The organism is bacterium (assembly GCA_024742285.1).
Taxonomy (GTDB): Bacteria; Myxococcota_A; UBA9160; order UBA9160; family UBA4427; genus UBA4427.
On record JANSYR010000031.1, the window covers coordinates 1 to 19,699 of the forward strand.

Sequence of the window (19,699 nt, forward strand, 5' to 3'; positions counted from 1 at the left end):
GTGAAGGACGTGCTTCGTGAGCGGCTGTTCGCGGGGCGGATCCCTTCGGTCCGGGGCTGGCTGGCGGAGTGTTACTTCGGTCGAATCCGGACGCGGGCGATCGAGCGCTGCCGAGAGCATCGGGCGAGGTTCGCGATCTAAAGATATGGGACGGGAGGAGGCGTCTCCTATCCGGGTGCGATCGAGAGAGGCGCAATCATCGGTCCACGTCTCATCGGATGATGCGCCGCTGCCCGATCCTCTCGCCGGACTCCGTGTCGACTCAGGCCTGGGCCGTCGCCATCCGGCGTCGCGTGATCTGTCGGACGCGGGCGACGTAGACGACGACGAGCGGGATCGTGATCGGGAACGCGAGGAACATCGTCGCCCCTCCCAGCCAGAACGCGATCCGTTCGCTCACGGTCGTCGTCGGTGGGGCGGGGCGCCTTGGCGCGTGATCCGTCGCGCTGTAGAGGTGGTCGTAGTCGGCGAAGCGCTGCTGCATCGCCCGGACCCAGACGCGCAGCCGTTCGAGCGAGGAATCCTCCTGGAGCATCGCGCGCTCGGGGACCGGGATCGACGAGAACATCTGGACGAGGCCGAAGAGCTGGAGGTCCGCCGTGTCCGGCGTCGCCCCGCCCAGGAAGTCGCCGGACGTCTCGAGTCGGTCCTGGAGCGAGCGCATCGCCTGCAGCCCGGTCTCCGGGTCCTCGGGGCCGAGCCTCGGGCCCGCGACCTTGATCAGCAGGAAGAAGTAGAAGATCGAGAACGCCCGCCAGAAGTGGTTCCAGTGGCGTCGGAGCGCGTTGGGATGTCCATCGCGTGCGAGACTGAAGTGCGACCAGTAGGTCCAGGCGGAGTCGGTCCGCCGGAGCGCGCTGCTCAGGAAGAGTCGCGAGAGCTCGCGGGCCTCCGCCTCGGGCACGCCCGAGTATCCGACCTCGGCGAGGATCGCGGCCGAGTCGTGCATCCAGGGCGCGTCGTCGATCTTCGCCGCCGGCATGAGCACGCCCGCATCGAGAAAGACCCGGAGCGGCGGGACGGTGATCAGGGTGAAGGGAACGCCGCGATCGTGGAGGCCGAGCAGCACGGCCTGGACCCAGGGCGAGTGGTCGTTGCCGCAGACGGTGACGTGCCGGACGGACACGGCGCTACTGCTTCCTGAAGACGCGGCGGATGACGACCGGACCGTCCTCCGCGTGGATCGCGTTCGAGATCTCGAGGGTGTTCCCCGCGACGCTCCAGGTGCTCGTCACCTCGACGACTTCGTTCCGTTCGACGTGATTCAGGTTGCGCACGACCAGCTGGCCGGCTTCGCTCCAGGCCGCGCTTCGGACGACCTTCCGGTCGAGGGCATCGCGTCGTTCGCGCGGGACGCCGTCGACGAAGATCTCCTCGTCGGACCTTCGGATCGGATTGTCGTTGATGACGCGCAGGCCGCCGTGTTCCAGGGCCGTGATCGTCATCGTCGGCGTCATGACCGCCGCGGCTTTCCGCGCGATCCAGGGCGCCCGCATCGCCACGAGCATGGGCTCGACGGAATCGGAGGCATCCCGGTCGAGCAGCCAGGTGCCGACCCAGACCTCGCCGCGGGCCTCCTCCGACGCGCCCTGCGACCGATCGCTCGCCGCGGTGCTCGACGAGAGCAGCAGGAGTGCGAGAAGCGCAACGAGGGCGGTTCGGGGCAAGCGTCCGGACTCCGGTCGGGTGCGTGGCCGCGAGGGTAGCGCGACCGGGCTCGATCCGGCGGCTCACCCGCCGAGGGGCGCGCCGTCCGCGTGGTCGATCGTCGCGATCTCGGCGACCGCGTGCCGTTTGAGCTTCGTCAGCTGCTTGACCGGAACCCCGATCGGAAGCAGCGCCGCGGGGACCATGTGGTCGGCCATCCCGAAGAGCGCCTGCACGTCCGCATCCGCGCTCCCGACGAGGGTCGTGAGCGTTCCGCCGAGACCCTCGTTCCGGGCCGCGAGCAGGATGTTCCAGACGAAGGGGTAGATCGAGGCACCGGAGATGACCCCGATGCGGTCCTGGGTCGAGTCGAAGGAGGCGATCACGCGGAGGTCGGCGAAGATCACGAGGACCGCCGGCGCGGACACGACCCCGGCGAGGTAGCCGGACGGGTCCGGACCGTTCTCGATCTGCTCCGGCGTGAGCTTCGTCGGCACGATCGTGTTCCAGGGGTTCTCCCCGGCGACGAGCTGGGCCAGGTAGCGCCGGAAGGTCGGCGCCCCGGCTTCTGCGACCTTCTTCCGCTTCTCCGGATCCTTCACGACGACGACCTTCCACGGCTGACGATTGCCACCGCTCGGTGCGAACCGGGCGACGTCGAGGATCCGGTGGAGCGTCGCATCGTCGACCGGATCGTCCGTGAACTCGCGGGCCGCGAAGGTCGTCTTCATCACTTCTTTCAGGTCCATCCGTGGCGTGCTCCACTCGTAGGCGGACCGACGACCTCGAGGTCGCCGTCCGGCGGCGGGGGCTCGAACGCGGTCAGCACGCCCGAGATCAGCTGGTAGAAACCGACGAGAGTCACGACCTCGACGAGGCCGCGTTCGCCGAGGGCTTCGCGCGCCCGCTCGAGGGTGGCCTCCTCGACCCGGCGTCCGTGCACGAGCTCGACGGCGACGTCGTGGGCCGCGCCGACGCCCGGGTCCGCGAACGCCGGTCGCCGTCCGTGCCCGATCGCGTCGATCTCTTCTTGCGGGACTCCGGCGCGCCTCGCGAGCATCGTATGCGCCCACCACTCGAACTCGGCGCCCCAGGCCTGGCCGACGACCAGGATCGTGACCTCGCGGGCGGCGGGCGAGATCACGACGTCCTCGCGCATCGCCATGCCCAGCCGCTCGAACAGCAGGCCCGGCTCCGGGCTGCGCAGGAAAGCGTCGAAGGGACCGCACAGAGATCCGTCTTCGCGCAGCGTCATCGGACGGAGCGGCCCCTGGCCGCGCGGACTCTCGACGATCGCGTCGTAGAGCGCACGCTGCGACGGATCGAGCTCCTCCGGCCGGAGTGGGGTCAGGCGCGGCGCGCTCATCCCTTCTCGCTCATCTGCTTCGCGCCTTCGGAGATCTCACCCTGGTAGGTGAACGCGAAGATCTCCGCCGGCGACGCGCCGGCGGCGTGTCGCGCGTAGACCTCCTCGGGATCGAACATGTGACCGAAGACGTTCTTCGCGAAGTGGCCCTCGTCGAACCACGCGTTCATCTCGTCGCGGGTCGCGAAGTTGTCGCAGCCGATCTCGACCTCGTTCCCGTCCGGATCCTTGTAGTAGAACGAGAACTGGAAGCCGTGGTCGACGCAGTAGGCCGGGGTCAGACCCTCGTCACGCAGGCGTGCGTACGCGGTCATCAGGTCGTCGAGAGAGTCGTAGAGGTAGGCGAAGTGGGCGAGGCCCGCGGCTTCCGGATCCTGGGGCTTCGCGTTCGGCATGCGGGCGATCAGGATCCGGTGGTGCTCGTCGTCGTACGTCAGGAAGACGACGTTGTTCGTCTCGTAGAGCGGCTCGGCGTTCAGGAAGGTCTTGTAGAAGGCGACCATCTCGTCGTACTGGCCGCTCCGGAGGACGAGATGCCCGAAGCGCGCGGGCCGAAGGGGCGAGTGCTCGTCGAACTCGGGAAGGCGGGGGTTCTCCATCACGATCGGGTCCTCCAGGCTTTCGGGCGTCGTTGACCGAATCCGGCCTCGTAGGCCCCGATTCTTCCGGGTTGCATTTCGCTTGTCAAGTGAATAATGTATTTTGCATGAACCAGCGAGCCCAGCAACGAGCGGAGACCCGGGCGCGGATCGTCGAGGCGGCCGCCGAGTGCTTCGCCGAGCGCGGCTTCCGCGCGGCGAGCACCCGCGAGATCGCCGCCCGCGCCGGCGTCAACCAGGGGCTCATCACCTATCACTTCAAGAGCAAGGACGAGCTCTGGCGAGCGGCGGCCGAGTACTTCTTCGGCTTCATCCGATCGATGATTCGGGAGCGAGCCGCGGTGCTCGAAGCCCTCGGCGAAGAGGAGAGGGCGCGGGAGGCGGTGCGGGACTTCGTGCGCTTCGCGGCTGCCCACCCGGAGTTCTTTCGCTTCATGCTCGAGGCCGGCAAGCACGACGACGAACGTCTGCAGTGGCTGGTCGATCACCAGCTGCGCCCGGTCTACGCGACGATCCCGGGGCTTTCGCGCTTCGAGGACGCGGTGCGCACGCACGCCCAGTACTCGTTGATCGGGGCGGCCTCGATGATCTTCGCGGTGGCCCCCGAGGTCCAGCGCCTGACGGGGCTCGATCCGTCCAAGCCGGAGGCGGTCGAGGCCCACGCCGACTTCGTCGCCCGGCTCCTCGTTCCCTAGCGTCCCGGTCCGCGCGACCGCGCGGTCCGGGTCAGACCCCGGCCTTCATCGGGCCGATGAACGCCATCTTTCCGAGCGGTGCGCCCGCCATCCGCAGGATGTCGTAGGTCGTCGTCGCGTGGAAGTAGAAGTTCGGGAGCGAGAACGAGAGGACGAAGTTCCGGGCGGTGAAGGGGATCTCGTTCTTGCCGAGCTTGAAGATCAGGTTGCCGTCGGCGAGGGCGTCGACGTCGGCGCGATCGAGTCCGGCGAGGCCGTTCCGTGCTTCCTCGATCAGCGCCTGGAGCCCGGCGTAGTCCTTGTCGAGCTCGAAGGAGGGCGGCGAGAACGCTCCCTTCTGGATCGCCTGGATCGCGCCCCAGGAGTGGTGCGCGGTCGATACGACCTGGAAGTGGAAGGGCATCATGTCCTCCCGCATCCGCTTCATCACGATCTCCTGGAGATCGAGTCCGTTCTCCTCGGCGTGGGTCTTGCCGAGCTCGAGGATGCCGGCGGTGCCTTCGAGGATCTGGAGGTAGCTGCCGACGCTCGCGTCGTAGAACGAGATGGACATGGAATCTCCTTGGCTCCGAGTCGACCCGGAGCGCGCTGCGAGAGGGGAACGGGCGCGCGTGCGAGCATACCCACCGCCCTCGAGGAGCGGAAGCGGTCGGGCTCGCCTCTGCGCGTTCCGGGCGCGACTCGGCGTCCCGTCCGGCGGACTGCCGAGTGGTACGCTGCTGAATGACCGAAGTCAGGAGAGTCCCGTGGACGTGATCGACGCCTGGGCACAGCATCCGACCGCCCGACACACCGCCGACCCGATCTTCGCCTCGCTCCGACGCTGGGCGAAGATGCCCGACCCGGATCCCGACGTGGAGATTCCGGTCGAGGCGACGCTCGGCGCGATGGAGGCCGGGGGCGTGTCGCAGGCATTGATCAGCGCGTGGTACGCGCCGCGCAACGTGATGATCTCGAACGACGAGGTCGCGTCCTTCGTCGAGTCGTCGAAGGGGCGCTTCGTGGGCGTAGGCTCCGTCGACCTCTCGCGGCCCATGGAGGCGGTCGCGGAGATCCGGCGCTGCGTGAACGAGCTCGGATTCAAGGCGATCCGCGTCCTGCCCTGGCTGTGGGAGGTGCCACCGACCGACCGTCGCTTCTATCCGGTCTACGTCGCGTGCGCCGATCTCGGCGTTCCTTTCTGTACGCAGATCGGCCATACCGGTCCGCTCATGCCGTCCGAGGTCGGGCGTCCCTTCTATCTGGACCAGGTCGCCCTCGACTTCCCGGAGCTCACGATCGTCGGCGGCCACATCGGCTATCCGTGGACCGACGAGGCGATCGCGGTCGCGACCAAGCACGAGCGCGTCTTCATCGACACCTCCGCCTACACCTGTCGGCGCTACCCGCCGCAGCTCGTCGAGTACATGAAGACGAACGGCCGGAAGAAGGTCCTGTTCGGAACCAATTTCCCGATGATCCCGCCGAAGAAGGCGCTCGAAGGTCTGGGTGATCTCGGGCTCGACGAGGAGGGGCAGGCCCTCTTCCTCGCCGGCAACGCCCGTCGCGTCTTCGCGCTCGAAGACGCGGAGTGAGCGCCACGGCGAAGCGATCTGCGTGAGGTATCGTCCGCGCGACGCCCGCCGCGGTCCCTCCGCGCCACCTCCGAAAGGCCCCCATGAGCGACACGTACACGCCCCCCGAAGTCTGGACCTGGGACACCGAGAGCGGTGGCCGATTCGCGAACATCAACCGACCGATCGCCGGAGCCACCCACGAAGAGGACCTGCCTCGGGGTGAGCACGATCTCCAGCTCTACTCCCTCGCCACGCCGAACGGCGTCAAGGTCACGCTCCTGCTCGAGGAGCTCCTCGAGCTGGGGAAGACCGAGGCGGAGTACGACGCCTACCTGATCAACATCCAGGAAGGCAAGCAGTTCTCGAGCGGCTTCGTCGCGGCGAATCCGAACTCGAAGATCCCCGCGCTCGTCGATCATTCGACCTCGCCGCCGACCCGCGTCTTCGAGTCGGGCGCCATCCTCGTCTACCTGGCCGAGAAGTTCAGCGCGTTCCTGCCGACGGCCGCCTCGGCCCGCGCCGAGACGATGTCCTGGCTCATGTGGCAGATGGGGAGCACCCCCTTCCTGGGCGGTGGCTTCGGTCATTTCTACGCATACGCACCGGAGAAGTGGGAGTATCCGATCAACCGCTACGCGATGGAGGTGAAGCGGCTGATGGACGTGCTCGACCGGAACCTGGCCGAGCGCGAGTTCATGATCGGGAGCGAGTACACGATCGCGGACATGGCGATCTGGCCCTGGTTCGGTGGACTCTGTCTGAACAATCTCTACGAGGCCGAGAAGTTCCTCGACGTGAAGTCCTATACCCACGTGAACCGATGGGCCGAGATGATCCGCGATCGCCCGGCCGCCCAGCGCGGCGTGCGTGTGAATCGGATGTGGGGCCCGGAGGAGCTTCGCCTGCCCGAGCGACACTCGAGCGCCGACTTCGACTAGCCGTCAGCTTCGCGGGGCGAGGGGGGCGTCGTCAGGCGGATCCCCAATGGTCGATCAGCGCGTCCACGACGGGATCGAGGTCGGCGAACATCCACCAGTGGCCACGACCCGGGAGACGGGTCGTCTTCGCGCCGACGGAGGCCGCGACCGCTTCGCACATCTCGACGGTCCCGGTGAACGGATCCTCTTCGGCGACCAGGACGTGGCCAGGGCGCCGCGCGGCCTTCACGAGTCGCTCGCCGAGCGCGCGCATCACGGGCTGCTTCGCCGAGCGATAGAGCGAGAGCACGCAGCGTCCCATCTCCTCGCCCTGTCCCGCAGCGACGTCCCGCGCGACGTCTTCCGGGATCCCCATCGTCCCGAGCATCTCGATCCGCGCCTCGAGCGGCTGACCGAGCATCTCGCCGATCGCCGCTTCCCCGACCTCGGGCGTCTGCCAGGCCTGCGCCATGTCATGCCAGACGTAGTCCGGGTGCGCGAGTCCGGCGCAATCCGTCGCCCAGCTGCGGACGAGGTCGGGGCGGTCGGCGACGATTCCCAGGACGTGTCCCGCGCCCCAGTCGTGGCCCACGAGGTCCGCTTCGCCGCCGCGTGCCTCGATCTCCGCGGCGAGCCATTCGTGATAGGCCTCCCGCGTCGCTGCGAAGCCGTCCGGGACCGGCGCACCGAAGCCGGGCGGGGCGAGGGCTTCGAGGTCGTCGACGCCTCGCGCCGCGAGCGCTTCGTGGAGGGGCCGCCAGAGCGCCGGTGTCTCCGGATTTCCGTGAACGAAGAGCTTGGGCACGGGGTCTCCTTGTCGAGTCGGGCAGGACGCCGCCAGCCTAGCGTCGGTCCGAGGCTGCGCCGGGGACTGCGGGTACCCCGTTCGGCGACTCAGTCGAGGGCGTACTTCCGGTTCTCCTCCTCGACCTGGACGCCGAGGGTGTTGAGCGCCATCGAAACGAGGTTGTACTGACCGACGGCGAAGATGAGGTCGACGGCCTGCAGCGTGTCGAAGTGCTCCATCACGCTCACCCACGTCTCGTCGGTCACGAAGGCGTCTTCGACGAGCTCGTCCGTCGCCCGCAGGAGGGCCCGCTCGCCCTCCGCCCACTCCGGGGCGTCGGGGCCGACGCGGATCCTTCGGATCTCGTCTTCGGACAGGCCGCAGTCGAGGGCGATGCGAACGTGTTGTGTCCACTCGTAGCCCGAGTTGCGAAGGTGACCGACGCGGAGGATCGCGATCTCCCGCTCTCGGGCAGGGAGGGTGCTCTTTCCGAGCACGTGGTTGCCGAAGACCATCCAACGCCGGAACAGATCCGGGTGATGGGAGAGCGTGCGGAAGATGTTGAGCATCGGTGCGTCGCCGAAGAGCTCCTTGATCTCGGTGGGTAGCTCCTCGTCGGAGAGGGGCGGGACACGGGGTGTGGAGAGGCGCATGGGAACTCCCTGATCGTTTCGTCTCTGGGGATCGGGCCTGGCTTCGAGGGCGCTGCGGCAATCGGTTGCGTTCGAGCGAACGAGTCCGATGCTAGCGTGGTCGCGCATCGTCGATTGGGCACATGAAGCGAAGGCGGGCTGCGACGCATGGGACGGATCCATCTCTTCGAACTCGAAGACCAGGCCTGGTTCCCGGACGTGATCCGCGACGCCGGGACGGCCTATCTCCGCTTCATGGCCGCACGCGCGGGCCAGTCCGCGGCGCTCGCTCCGAAGATCGCCGAGGTCCTCGAACGCAATCGCGAGACACGCATCGTCGACCTCTGCTCGGGAGGCTCGGGGCCGATTCCCGAGATCGTGGACGTACTCGCTGCGGAGGGGCGCGAGGTCACGGCGACGCTCACGGATCTCTACCCGAACGTCGATGCCTTCGAGCGCGTCGCGCGTGAATCGGGAGGGCGGATCGAAGCGATCTCGACGCCGGTCGATGCGACCCGGATCGGGACCGATCGGCCGGGGCTGCGGACCCTGACCAACGCACTGCACCACTTCCGCCCCGAAGCCGCGCGCCAGATCCTCCAGGACGCCGTTGCCGCGCGCCAACCGATCGCCGTCTTCGAGATGGTCGGTCGCTCGCCGATCCAGATCGCCGGGATATTGCTGGTCTTCCTTCCGGTGATGTTGACGCTTCCCTTCTTCCGACCCTTCCGGTGGAGCTGGATCCCGCTGACCTACCTCGTTCCCGTGATCCCGCTCTTCGTGATGTGGGACGGGCTGGTCTCGTGTCTTCGCGTCTACTCCGAGCCGGAGCTGCGAAGTCTGATCGAGGGCGTGGAAGGTCACGAAGGCTACGACTGGGAGATCGGCGAAGTCGAGGTCCCCGGAATGCCGATCGGAATCGCCTCGCTCGTCGGAAGCCCGCGGCCGGCATGAGCGCCTGGAAGCGATGGCGCGCCGGGCGCGCCGGACTCGGGGGGCTGGTAGCCCTTCTCGTCGTCGCGACCGCCTGCGGTGGGGGGGAAGAGTCGTCCTCCGACACCTCCGACACCTCGGAACGACGCGCGGAACGATCGGGTTCAGCGGCGCCGGACGAGATCGCGGCCCTCGTGGACGGGGTGGGGATCCCGCTCTCGGAGGTCGAGGCGCCGCTGCAGATCGAGCTCCACGATCTCGCGGTCGCCGCCTGGGAAGCGCGCCGGCGGCAGCTCGAGCATCTGGTGGCGCGACGACTCGGCGATGCCGGGGCATCCCCTTCCTCGGAAGCGTGGGGGCGACGAGTCGAATGGCGACTCGCTCCGCCCGAGCCCCCTCGGCTTCCCGTGTCCGCGGCCGGTGCGGCGATCCTGGGTCGATCCGACGCGCCGGTCGTCGTGACGATCTTCGTCGACTTCGCGTCCTCCCACGTACGCGTCGTCCAGCCCGCGCTCGTGCGACTTCGCGACGTCTACGGAGACGTCCTCGCGCTCGCCTTTCGGCAGCTGCCCTTGCCCTATCACCGCTTCGCGGTTCCGGCGGCGCTCGCCGCACGCTGCGCGAACGCGGAAGGACGATTCGACGCGTATGCGCAGGCGCTCCTGCAGGCCGGTCCGGACTTCACGCCCGACGACCTCCGCGTCCTGGCGGCCCGGGTCGGGCTCGAGCCCGGACGCTTCGAGACGTGCCTGGAAGCTCGGGGAACTCGACGCGAAGTGGATGCGGATCTCGCCCTCGCCGCACGCCTCGGCGTGCACCGTACGCCGACGGTCCTCGTGAACGGCCTCTACCTGGCGGGCCGTCCCGATTTCGAGGCGATCGACGCGGCGGTGCGCGGGGAGCTCGCGCGGCTGGGCGAGTCGATCCCGGACGGGCGATCTCGCGACGAGGGTGGGGGGACTCGCTCGGCCCCCGGCGCGCCGGCGCGGCCGCTGCCCGAGATCCCGCCCGAGCGGCTCGCCGAGCCCGAGCTGGTGCTCGCGCTCGACCGGAGCGTCGTCGCGGCGGCCCTCGCCGACCGTGACCGGCTCGGTGGCCAGCTGACCGCGACCCGGGGCGAGTTCTCCGGGGAGCGTCTGCTCAAGGTGCGCGAGGTCTCGGACGGAGATTTCTTCGCTCGTCTCGGTCTGCAGGAGGGGGACGTCCTGCTGGCGGTCAACGGGGCCTTCGTGACCGTCGATCACGATCACTTCCTCGACGCCTTCGCCGAAGGGGACGTCGTCCGCCTGCTGGTGATGCGCCGGGGGCGGCCGCATACCTGGGAGTATCGCGTTCGCTAGCGACGCGACGGTCGCGCCTAACGCGGATTTCCGCTCCACGCTCCGGAGGAGAGCTGGGACTGGCCGAAGACCGAGGGGTGGAAGCAGTCTCCCCCGTTGATCTCGTTCGCGCCGAAGGCCGTCGTGCCGATCGAGGGCAGGGTCTCGTTCGCGTAGTCCGCCACGATCTCGATCCCGTTGGGATTCCGGCCGTTGGCGTTCGACGTGTAGGCGAGCGCCAGATCGCGCAGGATTTCGTTGTAGCGGACGATCCGGGCCTCGATCGCGGCGAGCCGGGTCGGCAGGTCCTCGCCGTTCAGGACTGCGTTCAGCGTGGCGATCTCGCAGACGTCGAAGCTGTCCCGGAAGTCGTCGCAGTCGATGTTGCTCGTTCCGGTCTGCTTCGCGACGCCCGCGGCGTAGAGGTCCTGGACCCGCGGGACGCCGAGCAGGTAGACGGTCGAACCGATCGGCAGCGAGGTCGGGTGACCGAAGCCGACGAGCTTGTCGAGCCCGGCTTCGAGAGCCGTCGTCCAGGTCGCGTCGTCGTAGAGCGGATTGCCACAGCTGGCCGGGTCGACGCAATCGCGGTTGCAGACGTCGTTGCCACCGAGCTCGACCACCACGAGGTCCGGGATCGGCACGAGCGAGAGGATGTCGTCGACCTGGATCGAGAAGCGATCGGCTCCGGCAGTCATCTCCGCGCCGGAGACGGAGACGCGGCTCGAGGTGATGGTCGAGGCCGGGCCGCCGTAGAAATCGAAGAAGCTGCTGCCGAGGCTGGCCCCGTCGAACCACGAATACTCGGGCTGGTCGCCGCCTGCAGGGCATAGGAGGCAGATGAGGCCCAGGAAGCCGGCGTTGCAGGTACAGTCCGCGGCGAAGCCCTGGGTGATGCTGTCGCCGGCGGCGACGATCCGGGTCGGAGGCGGCGGGACGGTCTGGTCGGCCTGGCAGACCTGGGCGAGGCCGGGGCCGCTTCCGACGATCGCTTCGCGAAGCGTCCGCCGATCGTTGGGCTCGCAGTCGACGCGCCCGCCGATCACGCTGCACTTGTCCTCGGGCAGCGCCGTCGGGGTCACGCCGGCGAGCCCCCGCTGATAGAGCGCGACGTCGAGCAGGTCGACGCTGCCGTCGTCGTTCACGTCTCCGCACTGGCAGGCGTCCCCGATCCCGTCGGCCGCGAGGCCGTGGAGCCCGCCGACGTCGAGCTGGTCGGCGTTGGCGGTATGGACACAGTTGTCGCTGACGTCGGGGACGCCATCCCCGTCGGCGTCCTGCGCCGTCGCAGGCATCGCGCCGGCGAGCGCGAGCGGGGTGACGCACAGGAGTGTCGGGATCGCAAGCGCCGACCGCGCTCGCCGTCGCAGCTGGGCGAGGAGGGCGAGCGCGAGGCCGAGCGGGACGACGCCCCTCGGTTCGGGCGCGGCGATCGCCGTCGCGCCGATGGAGGTGAGCGTGAAGCTCGCGTCCACGCTGCTGCCTCTCGTGCTTGCGAGCGCCCAGTTCGGGCTGGCCACGTCGAGATCGAGGGCACCGACGCGGACCGGGCCGGCGGTGCCGTCGATCGCGTCGCCGCCGACGACCGCGAAGTCGCTCGCGCCGAGGCGATGGACCACGTCCACCGCCGGATCCGGAACGAAGCCCACGAGGGTCGCGTCGCCGGTCGTCTGCAGGGTGAACTCGAACGCGCAGAGCTCGTCGCCGTCGCCGTCGACGCAGGGGGTGCCGGACAGAGTCGTCGCGGGACCCGCGTCGACGTAGAGGAAGAGGGTCACGAAAGGCAGGCCGGGCTCGATCGGGAGGGTGCCGGGGACCACGCCGTCGTCCGCCGGGCTGTGGTAGACGCGGGCCGTTCCGGCGAGGGCGCTCGAGGACGCAAGCAGCAGACAGCACCAGAGGGCGAGCAGACGCAACGGAGACGCGGACGGCATGGGGCCAGAATACGGCATGGTCCGGGCGGATCGGCCGGAATTGCGCCGATCCATCCGACCCGCGGAGGACGGGCACGAGCGCGTTCGATCCACCGGTTCGATGTTGCCATTGACAACTCCTGCGGTCCGCGTCATGTTGTCGCCGAAAACATGGCGTACCACCACGGAAATCTGAAGCAGGCGCTGATCGAGCGGGCGGCAGAGGTCATCGCGGAGAATGGCCTCGAGGCTCTCAGTCTGCGCGGGCTCGCACGCGATCTCGACGTCTCCCACGCCGCTCCGCGACGCCACTTCACGGACCGCGAGGCGCTGATCGGCGAGTTGGCGAAAGAGGGCTTCCGTCGGCTCAGGGTCGTGATGAGCGAGGGGGCCGACGCGGCAGGGCCGGACCCGGTGGCGCGCTATCGCGCGCTCGGCCGCGCCTACGTCCGGTTCGCGAGGCAGGACCCGGCCTTCTTTCGCGCGCTGAACCATCCGCAGGTCCGCCGGATTCGCGACGACGAGCTGCGGGCCGCCGAAGCGGCCTGGTTCGAGACCCTTCGCGAGGCCGCGGCGGAAGCGCAGCGCTCGGGCTGGCACCCGGAAGCCGACCCCGAAGCCCTCGTGGCCTTCAGCGTCGCCGGTGCGATGGGAGCGGCGTCGCTCTTCTCGGACGGCAGCTGGACCGCCCACCTCGACGGCGGGGACCTCGAGTCCCTGGCTGATCAGGTTCTGGATCTGATCGTCGACCGGACCCGGACGACGATGCTCGAAGCCTCCGGCGAGGAAGACGCCGAGAGCGATGACAGGAGAGCTTCATGAAGCAGCTCATGGAAGGAATTCGCGTCCTCAGTGAATGGGGCGCCGTGTTGTTCGGCGTGGGGTTCCTCGCGCCGCTGATCGCGCAATCGATGGACCGGCTCGAGATCGCCGCGCCCTTCGGACTCACGACGATCGCCTTCGGGCTGATCGTCGGGCCTGCGGCGGGCCTGATCGCCAAGCGGCGGGGGAGCTGGGTATGAGCGCGCCGAACGAAGCGACGGCGGCGGCGACCTCCGGCAAGACGAATCGCGAGCTCCTGCGCGAAGAGCAGGCGATCGCGCGACGGTTCATGGGCCGGGTTCCGTGGGAGATGGTCGCCTGGGGAATCGGAAACTTCCTCCTCTGGCTCTCCCTCTGGCCCCTCGTGTTCGCAGGCGTGCTCCCGCTCTGGGCGGGCTTCGTCGTCGCGACGATCTGCTGCGCGCTCGCCTATCTGCCTTCGCACGAGGCCCAGCACTCGATCATCGCCGCCGAAGGCGAGAAGCTGCGCTGGCTCAACGAGCTGGTCGGCCACGTCTCGACCATCCCGCTCGTCTTCCCGTACCGGATCGCCTGGATCACGCACCGGATCCATCACGCCTACTCGAACGATCCCGACCGGGATCCCGACATCGGAAGCCAGGGGCCGACCTGGTGGAAGGCCGCCTACAACGCGCTGCGCGAGCGGCAGCCGATGAACGACGGGATGTACGCGAAGACGATGCGCGAGACGGACGACCCGAATCGGGAGCGCGCTTTCCTCGAAGGGCTCGTCCTCCGGCTCGTCCACTTCGCGGTGCTGACCGGATGCGCCTGGTCGGGATACGCCCTCGAGGCCGCACTTCTCTGGTGGCTTCCGCGCCATATCGGCTTCACCTACCTGATCACGTTCCTCAGCTGGGCGCCCCACCACCCCATGCAGGAGACCGGTCGCTACCGCGACACCCGCTTCTGGAAGTCTCCCGTCGGCACGATCCTCTCGATGGGGATGGAGTTCCACATCATCCATCACCTCTATCCGAGGATTCCGCTCGTCGACACGCCGAATGCGTGGCGCGCCCTCGAGCCGATCCTGCTCGAACGTGGAATCCGGGACGACCGGGACGTCGCCTGGTCGGGGCCGCACATCGATCCTGCGCCGGACGCCGAGGCCGCCTGACGCCTCGCGCGGTGCTCAGCCGTAGAAGCCGCGCGGCGCCTCCGTGCTCCACGTGACGTCGCCCCGCTGCGTCTCGATCGTGAGTGCGAGGCGCGGCGGACCGCTCGTGAGCCGCACGCCCGGGACCGCCGCGAAGGGCAGGTCCGCCGCATCGGGGGCGGACAGGCTGGCCTCGAAGGAGCTGAGCGCTCCCGCCTTCGGTGCGGTGCGCGACGGGTGGTCGCAGTCGCGCCAGTCGATGAAGAAGGGCCAGGCGCCGCCGAGCCCGGGCAGTCCCATCAGATCCCAGACGAGCGGCCTGCCGTCCGGCTGTCGGCGCGAGGTCTCGGCGATGGGAGAGGTCGGCGTCCCGTGTCGGTCGAGGGCGCGCGCGAGCCGCGGCAGATCGTCGGTCCGAAGGGCCCAGGCGAAGAGCCGAAGGCCCTCGAAGGTCGCGAGCAGGCCGCCGAGATTACGGTCCGTGGAGGTCGCCGGATCCGGGACGATCAGCTCGACGTAGAGACCGTCGCCGAGATGGGCGAGTGCGTTCTGCGTCCCGAGGCCTTCGTGTGGACCCCCGGGCTTCGGGGCCACGCCGGTGCGATCGGCGAACGCTTCACAGGCGTGGACGAGGTCGGCGTCCGCGAGGACCAGGTGATCGAGCGCGAGGTGGAGACGCGGGTCGTCCGGGACCGATTGCTCCCGCGTCATTCTGAGGGGGGCGTCGGCGCGTCGACCGGGGGAAGCTCGAGCAGGCGCAGCAGCGTTTCGAGCGCCCGCTCGACCCGTTGCCGGTCTCCCGTCGCGAGCAGGTCGAGGTGGAGGCCCCGAATCGTCGCGAGCAGCAGTGTGGCCGACTCGTCCCGGGCGAGATGGGGGCGATCCTCTTCGAAGATCTCCAGGATCACGCGGATCCAACGGTGCACCGCATCGTCGAGGAACTCGGCGTAGGCCTCGGGATCCCGGAGCGACGCCACGTAGGCCTCGTAGAAGAGCTTGAACCAGTCGTGCGTGTCGGGGCCGGTGATGTTCTTCCAGACGCCGCGGGCGAGGTCGGAAATGCCGGGTCGCGCGGCGCCATCGTCGAGCGTGTTCGCCACCAGCCCGTACTGGTAGTCGCGCAGCTCGCCGAGCGCTTCGAGCACGAGTTCGTCGCGCGATCCGAAGTGGTAGAGGAGCGTGCGGTGACTGACGCCGGCGGCGGCGGCGAGGTCGCGAAGTCCGGTCCCGGCCACGCCCGAGCGGGCGAGCTTCTCGGTCACTCGGCGGAGGATGCGTTCGCGCGTCGTTTCGGATTGGATATCCACTGACCCGGGTGGTACAGCAGCATGACGATCCTCTGCAATGCGTCGCACTGGGCGGCCCGACGCGGGGACCGGCGTCCGAGACACCTCGGGCACGGGATTTCCCCATTCGTTCCGGGGGCTTGGCTCGGGATTCGCAATTTCGGCTGCAAACGCGCGAAGGAGCGACTAGAATGGGCGCTGACCGGGGCACCTGATCTCTGGGGCCGGACGATCAATCCGCCGCCGCCCTTATGCTTCCGGTCGCCCGTTTCGCTTCCTGCTCCCCTCGAGCATCGCCTGCGAAGGGCCCGCGCCGGATTTCCGATCGGCGCGCCCCGGGTCGGGTCTGGAGTCGCAACGGGCGCCGTCATTGCGCATTCCGGGCGAGATCCGCCCGTGGCTTCGCGTGGCGCGCCAAGCGAGGATCGATCGTTGACTGCCCGTCCGACGAAGGCCGCACCCGCCAAGAAGGCCGCGAAGAAGAAGGCTGCGAAGAAGAAGGCCGCAGCCGGCAAGTCCCCGGCGAAGAAGAAGGCGGCGAAAAAGAAGGCCGCCAGCAAGAAGGCGGCTTCGAAGAAGGCGGCGAAGAAGAAGGCCGCCAGGAAGAAAGCCGCGAAGAAGAAGGCGGCGAAGAAGGCCGCTTCTGCACGTGGCACGGTCGAAGACGCGCCGGTGGCGGAAGCAGGGGGCTTCGAAGAGCTCGAGGCCGCTCCGCCGCCGGTCGAAGCTGCGCCGCTCGTATCCGATGCGGGGGCCGACGCCGACGCGCTGGACGAACCGGGCGCCGAACCCGCGATCGAGCCGTCCGCGTCGCCGTTGCCGCTCTCGCTGGACGACGACGAGGACGACGACACGCCGATCTCGATCCTCGCGCTCTCCGACGACGATGACCTGGAGACGCTCGGCGTCTTCGATCTCGATGACGACGAGGACGACGACGATGCGGATTCGTCGACTCGGTCTCGCTGGGCCGATGACGAGGACGAAGCGGAGGGAGAGGAGCCGGAGCCGGTCTGGCCGCCGGAGACGATCGACGACGCGGCTCGGTTCTTCGGCGTCGACGGGCTCTATCCAGAACAGCAGGAAGTGATCGAGCACGCGATCGAGGGTGGTGACGCGCTCGTCGTCCTGCCGACCGGGTACGGCAAGTCCGCCTGCTTCCAGATTCCCTCGCTCCTGCTCCCCAAGCCCGTGGTCGTGATCTCGCCGCTGCTGGCGCTGATCGAGGACCAGGTCAAGAACATGGAGGCGCGCGGGATTCCGGTCGTGCGCTTCGACGGCACCGTCCGCGGCAAGGCCCGGGCCGCAGCGCTCGAGCGCATCGCGGAAGGGGGCCGCCTCCTCGTCATGACCACGCCGGAGTCGCTCGCGAGCGACGAGCTGCTGGTCTCCCTCTTCAAGAGCGGGATCTCGCTCTTCGCGATCGACGAGGCCCATTGTGCTTCCGAGTGGGGCCACGACTTCCGCCCCGCCTACCTTCGGATCGGGACCCTCCTCGAACGCTACGGACGTCCGCCGATCATGGCCCTGACCGCGACGGCGACGGAGAACGTGCGGGAGGACCTGATCCGGATCCTCGGCCTGCGCGATCCCCTCGAGGTCGTCGCCTCGCCCCACCGCGCGAATCTCTGCTTCGAGGTCATCGAATGCGCCGGGGACGCCCGTCTGCGGGCCCTCGGCCGCCTGGTGATCCGCCTGCGCCGCCCCGGCATCGTCTACTGCTCGACGACCCGCGACGTGGACACGGTCTACGGCGCCCTCAAGCAGATGAAGATCCCGGTGAACAAATATCACGGGGGCATGAACGGCAGCGATCGCAAGGCGCAGCAGGAACAGTTCATGAAGCGTGGCCGACGCAACGTCATGGTCGCGACGAGCGCCTTCGGGCTCGGGATCGACAAACAGGACTTCCGGTACGTCGTCCACTTCCAGACGCCCGCCTCGATCGAGCAGTACGTACAGGAAGCGGGGCGCGTCGGCCGCGACGGAAAGCGCGCCAACTGCATCCTGCTCCACGACATGGTCGACCGGAACATCCACGAGTTCCTGCTCAACCAGAGTCGAACGAGCCCGACCCAGCTCTACCAGGTGGCGGCGGCGCTCGCCGAGTACGTCGAAGAGGGGCGCGAGCCCGATTCGATCGAGCTCGCCGCGGCGGCGCGGGTCGCTCAGCGCGTCACCCAGGCGGTGGTCGCGATGTTCGAGACCGCCGGCCTCGTCACGATCCATCCGGACAAGTCGATCGAGGCGCTGGTCGATCACGACGAGCTCAAGCAGTCGGCGAAGCGGCTCTCCGAGCAGCTCCGGACGCTCCGGAAGCAGGACGGGGAGCGGCTCGACGCGATCGATCGTTATGCGATCGCCGAGCGATGCCGAGGCGAGCTCTTCGGAGAGTACTTCGGGATCCCGATCGAGGAGGAGTGCGGCGTGTGCGACGTCTGTCGACGCACCCCGGCGCGTCCTTCGTCGTTCTTCGACCCGATCCGCAAGAAGAAGGCGGCGAAGAAGAAGCGTGCCTCCAAGAAGAAGCGGGGTGGTCGTCGTACCCGGGGCGGCCGCGGACGACGCGGCCGCGGCGGCGAGCGCGATCGCCCGGCCGCTTCCGCGGACGGCGAGTCGGCCGTCGCGAACGGAGCCGCCGCAGCGGGCGTCGAGAACGCCCGGCCCGATGGTCGCTCGGGACGCCGAAGACGGCGTCGCGGTGGCCAGCGCCGGCGCGGCGGCACGCAGGCGCAGGCCGGCGGCGGTGGAGGCGGGAAGGCCGAGGCGTCCGGCGGCAACGGCGGCGGCGAGGGGGCCGCGAAGAACGGGCCCAAGAAGGCGGGCGCGCGCCGACGACGGCGTCGCGGAGGCCGAGGTCGCGGTCGCGGGCCGCAGCCGAGCGGGCCGTCCAGCAACGCGAGTCCGCCCGCCGCGGACTAGTCCGCCAGCTGCGGGCGCTCGCCGGCTCGGATCCGATCCGCCAGCTGCGGGCGCTCGCCGGCTCGGATCCGATCCGCCGGCCGCAGGTGCTCGCCGGGACCGCGGTGGCGCCGGCCTGCCCGGCCCTGACTCGCGTTTCTTGTCGGTCGTGGTCTCGTGGCGCACGCTGGTCCGGGTCGAGCCCGTCTGACGGAGGAATGCATGTCCCTCGAACTCTTGACTTCGCCGACGCCCAACGGGTGGAAGGTCACGATCATGCTCGAGGAGCTCCGCGAAGCGGGCATCGATGTCGGCGACGTCGAGGTCACGCACATCGAGCTCGCGAAGGGCGAGCAGTTCACGCCCGAGTTCACGCGGGTCTCCCCGAACCAGAAGATCCCGGGGCTCGTCGACGGCGAGATCCGGCTCTTCGAGAGCGGCGCGATCCTGCAGTACCTGGGCGAGAAGTTCCCGTCGCCGCTCTTTCCGGCGGACCACGGAGCGCGCTGGAAGATCCTGCCCTGGCTCTACTGGCAGGCGGCTGGTGTCGGTCCGATCTTCGGCAACAAGCTCTCGTACACGCGGTACATGTCGGAGATCGACGACGCGGCGAAGGCCCATCCGCTCGAACGCTTCGGCAAGGAGGCGCTCCGGCTGGCGGGTGTTCTGGATCGCCAGCTCGAGGGACGGGACTACATCGCCGGAGACGATCTCACGATCGCCGACGTCGCGACCTATCCCTGGCTCCGCGGCTACAAGTGGAGCAAGGTCGACATCACGCCGAACGCGAACGTGATGGCCTGGATCGATCGCGTGCGCGCCCGCCCCGGCGTCGAACGGGGGCTCGCCTACGGCGTACCGAAGGACGAGATCGATTCCTGGAGCACGGAACGGCGGGAGAGCTACAAGCGAAGCGGCGCGTCCATCGCCTCGAACGAGAACCTGCTCCGGGACAGCTGAGGGCGCGGGCCCTTCGACGGGCCGGACTCAGTCGGCGAGACGTGGACCGAGGATTGCGCCTCTTCTGACCGAAACCATCCTGAAGATGGCGCCCCCTGTCCGATTCCCTTAGATCGCGAACCTCGCCCGATGCTCTCGGCAGCGCTCGATCGCCCGCGTCCGGATTCGACCGAAGTAACACTCCGCCAGCCAGCCCCGGACCGAAGGGATCCGCCCCGCGAACAGCCGCTCACGAAGCACGTCCTTCAC

21 protein-coding genes are annotated in these 19,699 nt (G+C 68.9%); 10 read left to right on the forward strand and 11 right to left on the reverse strand.

Annotated elements, in window-relative coordinates; all coding sequences use genetic code 11:
- Positions 1 to 262: 262 nt before the first annotated feature.
- From NXI30_28665 to NXI30_28685, 5 genes are all read right to left on the reverse strand, one after another.
- Positions 263 to 1,126, reverse strand: coding sequence for a glutathione S-transferase family protein (locus tag NXI30_28665; GenBank protein MCR9098213.1), 864 nt, complete (start codon positions 1,124 to 1,126; stop codon positions 263 to 265).
- A gap of 4 nt (positions 1,127 to 1,130) precedes the next feature.
- Positions 1,131 to 1,667: a hypothetical protein gene (locus tag NXI30_28670; protein ID MCR9098214.1), complete on the reverse strand. Its 537-nt coding sequence runs from the start codon at positions 1,665 to 1,667 to the stop codon at positions 1,131 to 1,133.
- A 63-nt stretch (positions 1,668 to 1,730) separates the two neighbouring features.
- Positions 1,731 to 2,396 (reverse strand): nitroreductase family protein, encoded by a 666-nt coding sequence (locus NXI30_28675; protein ID MCR9098215.1) that lies wholly within the window; start codon positions 2,394 to 2,396, stop codon positions 1,731 to 1,733.
- Positions 2,387 to 3,013, reverse strand: a complete 627-nt coding sequence (locus tag NXI30_28680; GenBank protein MCR9098216.1) for a carboxymuconolactone decarboxylase family protein — start codon at positions 3,011 to 3,013, stop codon at positions 2,387 to 2,389. Before NXI30_28680 ends, NXI30_28675 begins: the two co-directional genes overlap by 10 nt.
- Positions 3,010 to 3,612, reverse strand: a complete 603-nt coding sequence (locus NXI30_28685; protein ID MCR9098217.1) for a VOC family protein — start codon at positions 3,610 to 3,612, stop codon at positions 3,010 to 3,012. Before NXI30_28685 ends, NXI30_28680 begins: the two co-directional genes overlap by 4 nt.
- A 107-nt stretch (positions 3,613 to 3,719) precedes the next feature.
- Here NXI30_28685 and NXI30_28690 point away from each other — a divergent pair, with 107 nt between their 5' ends.
- The gene (locus NXI30_28690; GenBank protein MCR9098218.1) at positions 3,720 to 4,307 is read left to right on the forward strand and encodes a TetR/AcrR family transcriptional regulator; all 588 of its coding nucleotides are present in this window, start codon (positions 3,720 to 3,722) and stop codon (positions 4,305 to 4,307) included.
- Positions 4,308 to 4,338: 31 nt separating this feature from the next.
- Here the strand turns inward: NXI30_28690 and NXI30_28695 are convergent, their stop codons facing one another.
- Entirely contained in the window at positions 4,339 to 4,860 is a 522-nt protein-coding gene (locus NXI30_28695; protein MCR9098219.1) for a DUF1993 domain-containing protein, read from the reverse strand.
- Between the two features lie 193 nt (positions 4,861 to 5,053).
- On the opposite strand from NXI30_28695, the gene NXI30_28700 reads away from it, so the two are divergent.
- A complete protein-coding gene (locus tag NXI30_28700; protein MCR9098220.1) occupies positions 5,054 to 5,881 on the forward strand; it encodes an amidohydrolase family protein in 828 nt (275 codons plus the stop codon).
- 83 nt (positions 5,882 to 5,964) lie between these two features.
- On the forward strand, positions 5,965 to 6,801 hold the full coding sequence (gene yghU, locus NXI30_28705; GenBank protein ID MCR9098221.1) for a glutathione-dependent disulfide-bond oxidoreductase: 837 nt from the start codon (positions 5,965 to 5,967) through the stop codon (positions 6,799 to 6,801).
- 31 nt (positions 6,802 to 6,832) lie between these two features.
- Here yghU and NXI30_28710 read toward each other — a convergent pair whose 3' ends face one another.
- Both NXI30_28710 and NXI30_28715 read right to left on the reverse strand, forming a co-directional pair.
- Positions 6,833 to 7,585, reverse strand: a complete 753-nt coding sequence (locus tag NXI30_28710; protein ID MCR9098222.1) for an alpha/beta hydrolase — start codon at positions 7,583 to 7,585, stop codon at positions 6,833 to 6,835.
- Between the two features lie 89 nt (positions 7,586 to 7,674).
- Positions 7,675 to 8,220 (reverse strand): carboxymuconolactone decarboxylase family protein, encoded by a 546-nt coding sequence (locus NXI30_28715; GenBank protein ID MCR9098223.1) that lies wholly within the window; start codon positions 8,218 to 8,220, stop codon positions 7,675 to 7,677.
- Positions 8,221 to 8,367: 147 nt separating this feature from the next.
- Between NXI30_28715 and NXI30_28720 the strand changes: the two genes are divergently transcribed.
- Both NXI30_28720 and NXI30_28725 read left to right on the forward strand, forming a co-directional pair.
- Positions 8,368 to 9,153: a class I SAM-dependent methyltransferase gene (locus tag NXI30_28720; protein MCR9098224.1), complete on the forward strand. Its 786-nt coding sequence runs from the start codon at positions 8,368 to 8,370 to the stop codon at positions 9,151 to 9,153.
- A complete protein-coding gene (locus tag NXI30_28725) occupies positions 9,150 to 10,472 on the forward strand; it encodes a thioredoxin domain-containing protein (protein ID MCR9098225.1) in 1,323 nt (440 codons plus the stop codon). The genes NXI30_28720 and NXI30_28725 overlap by 4 nt, the downstream gene beginning before the upstream one ends.
- 17 nt (positions 10,473 to 10,489) lie before the next feature.
- Here the strand turns inward: NXI30_28725 and NXI30_28730 are convergent, their stop codons facing one another.
- A complete protein-coding gene (locus NXI30_28730; protein MCR9098226.1) occupies positions 10,490 to 12,385 on the reverse strand; it encodes an SGNH/GDSL hydrolase family protein in 1,896 nt (631 codons plus the stop codon).
- Between the two features lie 150 nt (positions 12,386 to 12,535).
- Between NXI30_28730 and NXI30_28735 the strand changes: the two genes are divergently transcribed.
- Genes NXI30_28735 through NXI30_28745 form a run of 3 tightly spaced genes read left to right on the forward strand, consistent with a single transcriptional unit; the run spans position 12,536 to position 14,324 of the window.
- The gene (locus NXI30_28735; GenBank protein MCR9098227.1) at positions 12,536 to 13,186 is read left to right on the forward strand and encodes a TetR/AcrR family transcriptional regulator; all 651 of its coding nucleotides are present in this window, start codon (positions 12,536 to 12,538) and stop codon (positions 13,184 to 13,186) included.
- A complete protein-coding gene (locus NXI30_28740; GenBank protein MCR9098228.1) occupies positions 13,183 to 13,386 on the forward strand; it encodes a hypothetical protein in 204 nt (67 codons plus the stop codon). The genes NXI30_28735 and NXI30_28740 overlap by 4 nt, the downstream gene beginning before the upstream one ends.
- On the forward strand, positions 13,383 to 14,324 hold the full coding sequence (locus tag NXI30_28745) for a fatty acid desaturase (protein ID MCR9098229.1): 942 nt from the start codon (positions 13,383 to 13,385) through the stop codon (positions 14,322 to 14,324). The genes NXI30_28740 and NXI30_28745 overlap by 4 nt, the downstream gene beginning before the upstream one ends.
- 15 nt (positions 14,325 to 14,339) lie before the next feature.
- Here NXI30_28745 and NXI30_28750 read toward each other — a convergent pair whose 3' ends face one another.
- Together NXI30_28750 and NXI30_28755 are read right to left on the reverse strand one after the other, a co-directional pair.
- The gene (locus NXI30_28750; protein ID MCR9098230.1) at positions 14,340 to 15,014 is read right to left on the reverse strand and encodes a VOC family protein; all 675 of its coding nucleotides are present in this window, start codon (positions 15,012 to 15,014) and stop codon (positions 14,340 to 14,342) included.
- Positions 15,011 to 15,565 (reverse strand): TetR/AcrR family transcriptional regulator, encoded by a 555-nt coding sequence (locus NXI30_28755; protein MCR9098231.1) that lies wholly within the window; start codon positions 15,563 to 15,565, stop codon positions 15,011 to 15,013. The genes NXI30_28750 and NXI30_28755 overlap by 4 nt, the downstream gene beginning before the upstream one ends.
- Positions 15,566 to 16,021: 456 nt before the next feature.
- Between NXI30_28755 and NXI30_28760 the strand changes: the two genes are divergently transcribed.
- Positions 16,022 to 18,511: a RecQ family ATP-dependent DNA helicase gene (locus tag NXI30_28760; GenBank protein MCR9098232.1), complete on the forward strand. Its 2,490-nt coding sequence runs from the start codon at positions 16,022 to 16,024 to the stop codon at positions 18,509 to 18,511.
- Positions 18,512 to 18,712: 201 nt separating this feature from the next.
- Complete coding sequence (locus NXI30_28765; GenBank protein ID MCR9098233.1) at positions 18,713 to 19,450, forward strand: glutathione S-transferase N-terminal domain-containing protein; 738 nt, start codon at positions 18,713 to 18,715, stop codon at positions 19,448 to 19,450.
- Positions 19,451 to 19,699 lie beyond the last annotated feature (249 nt).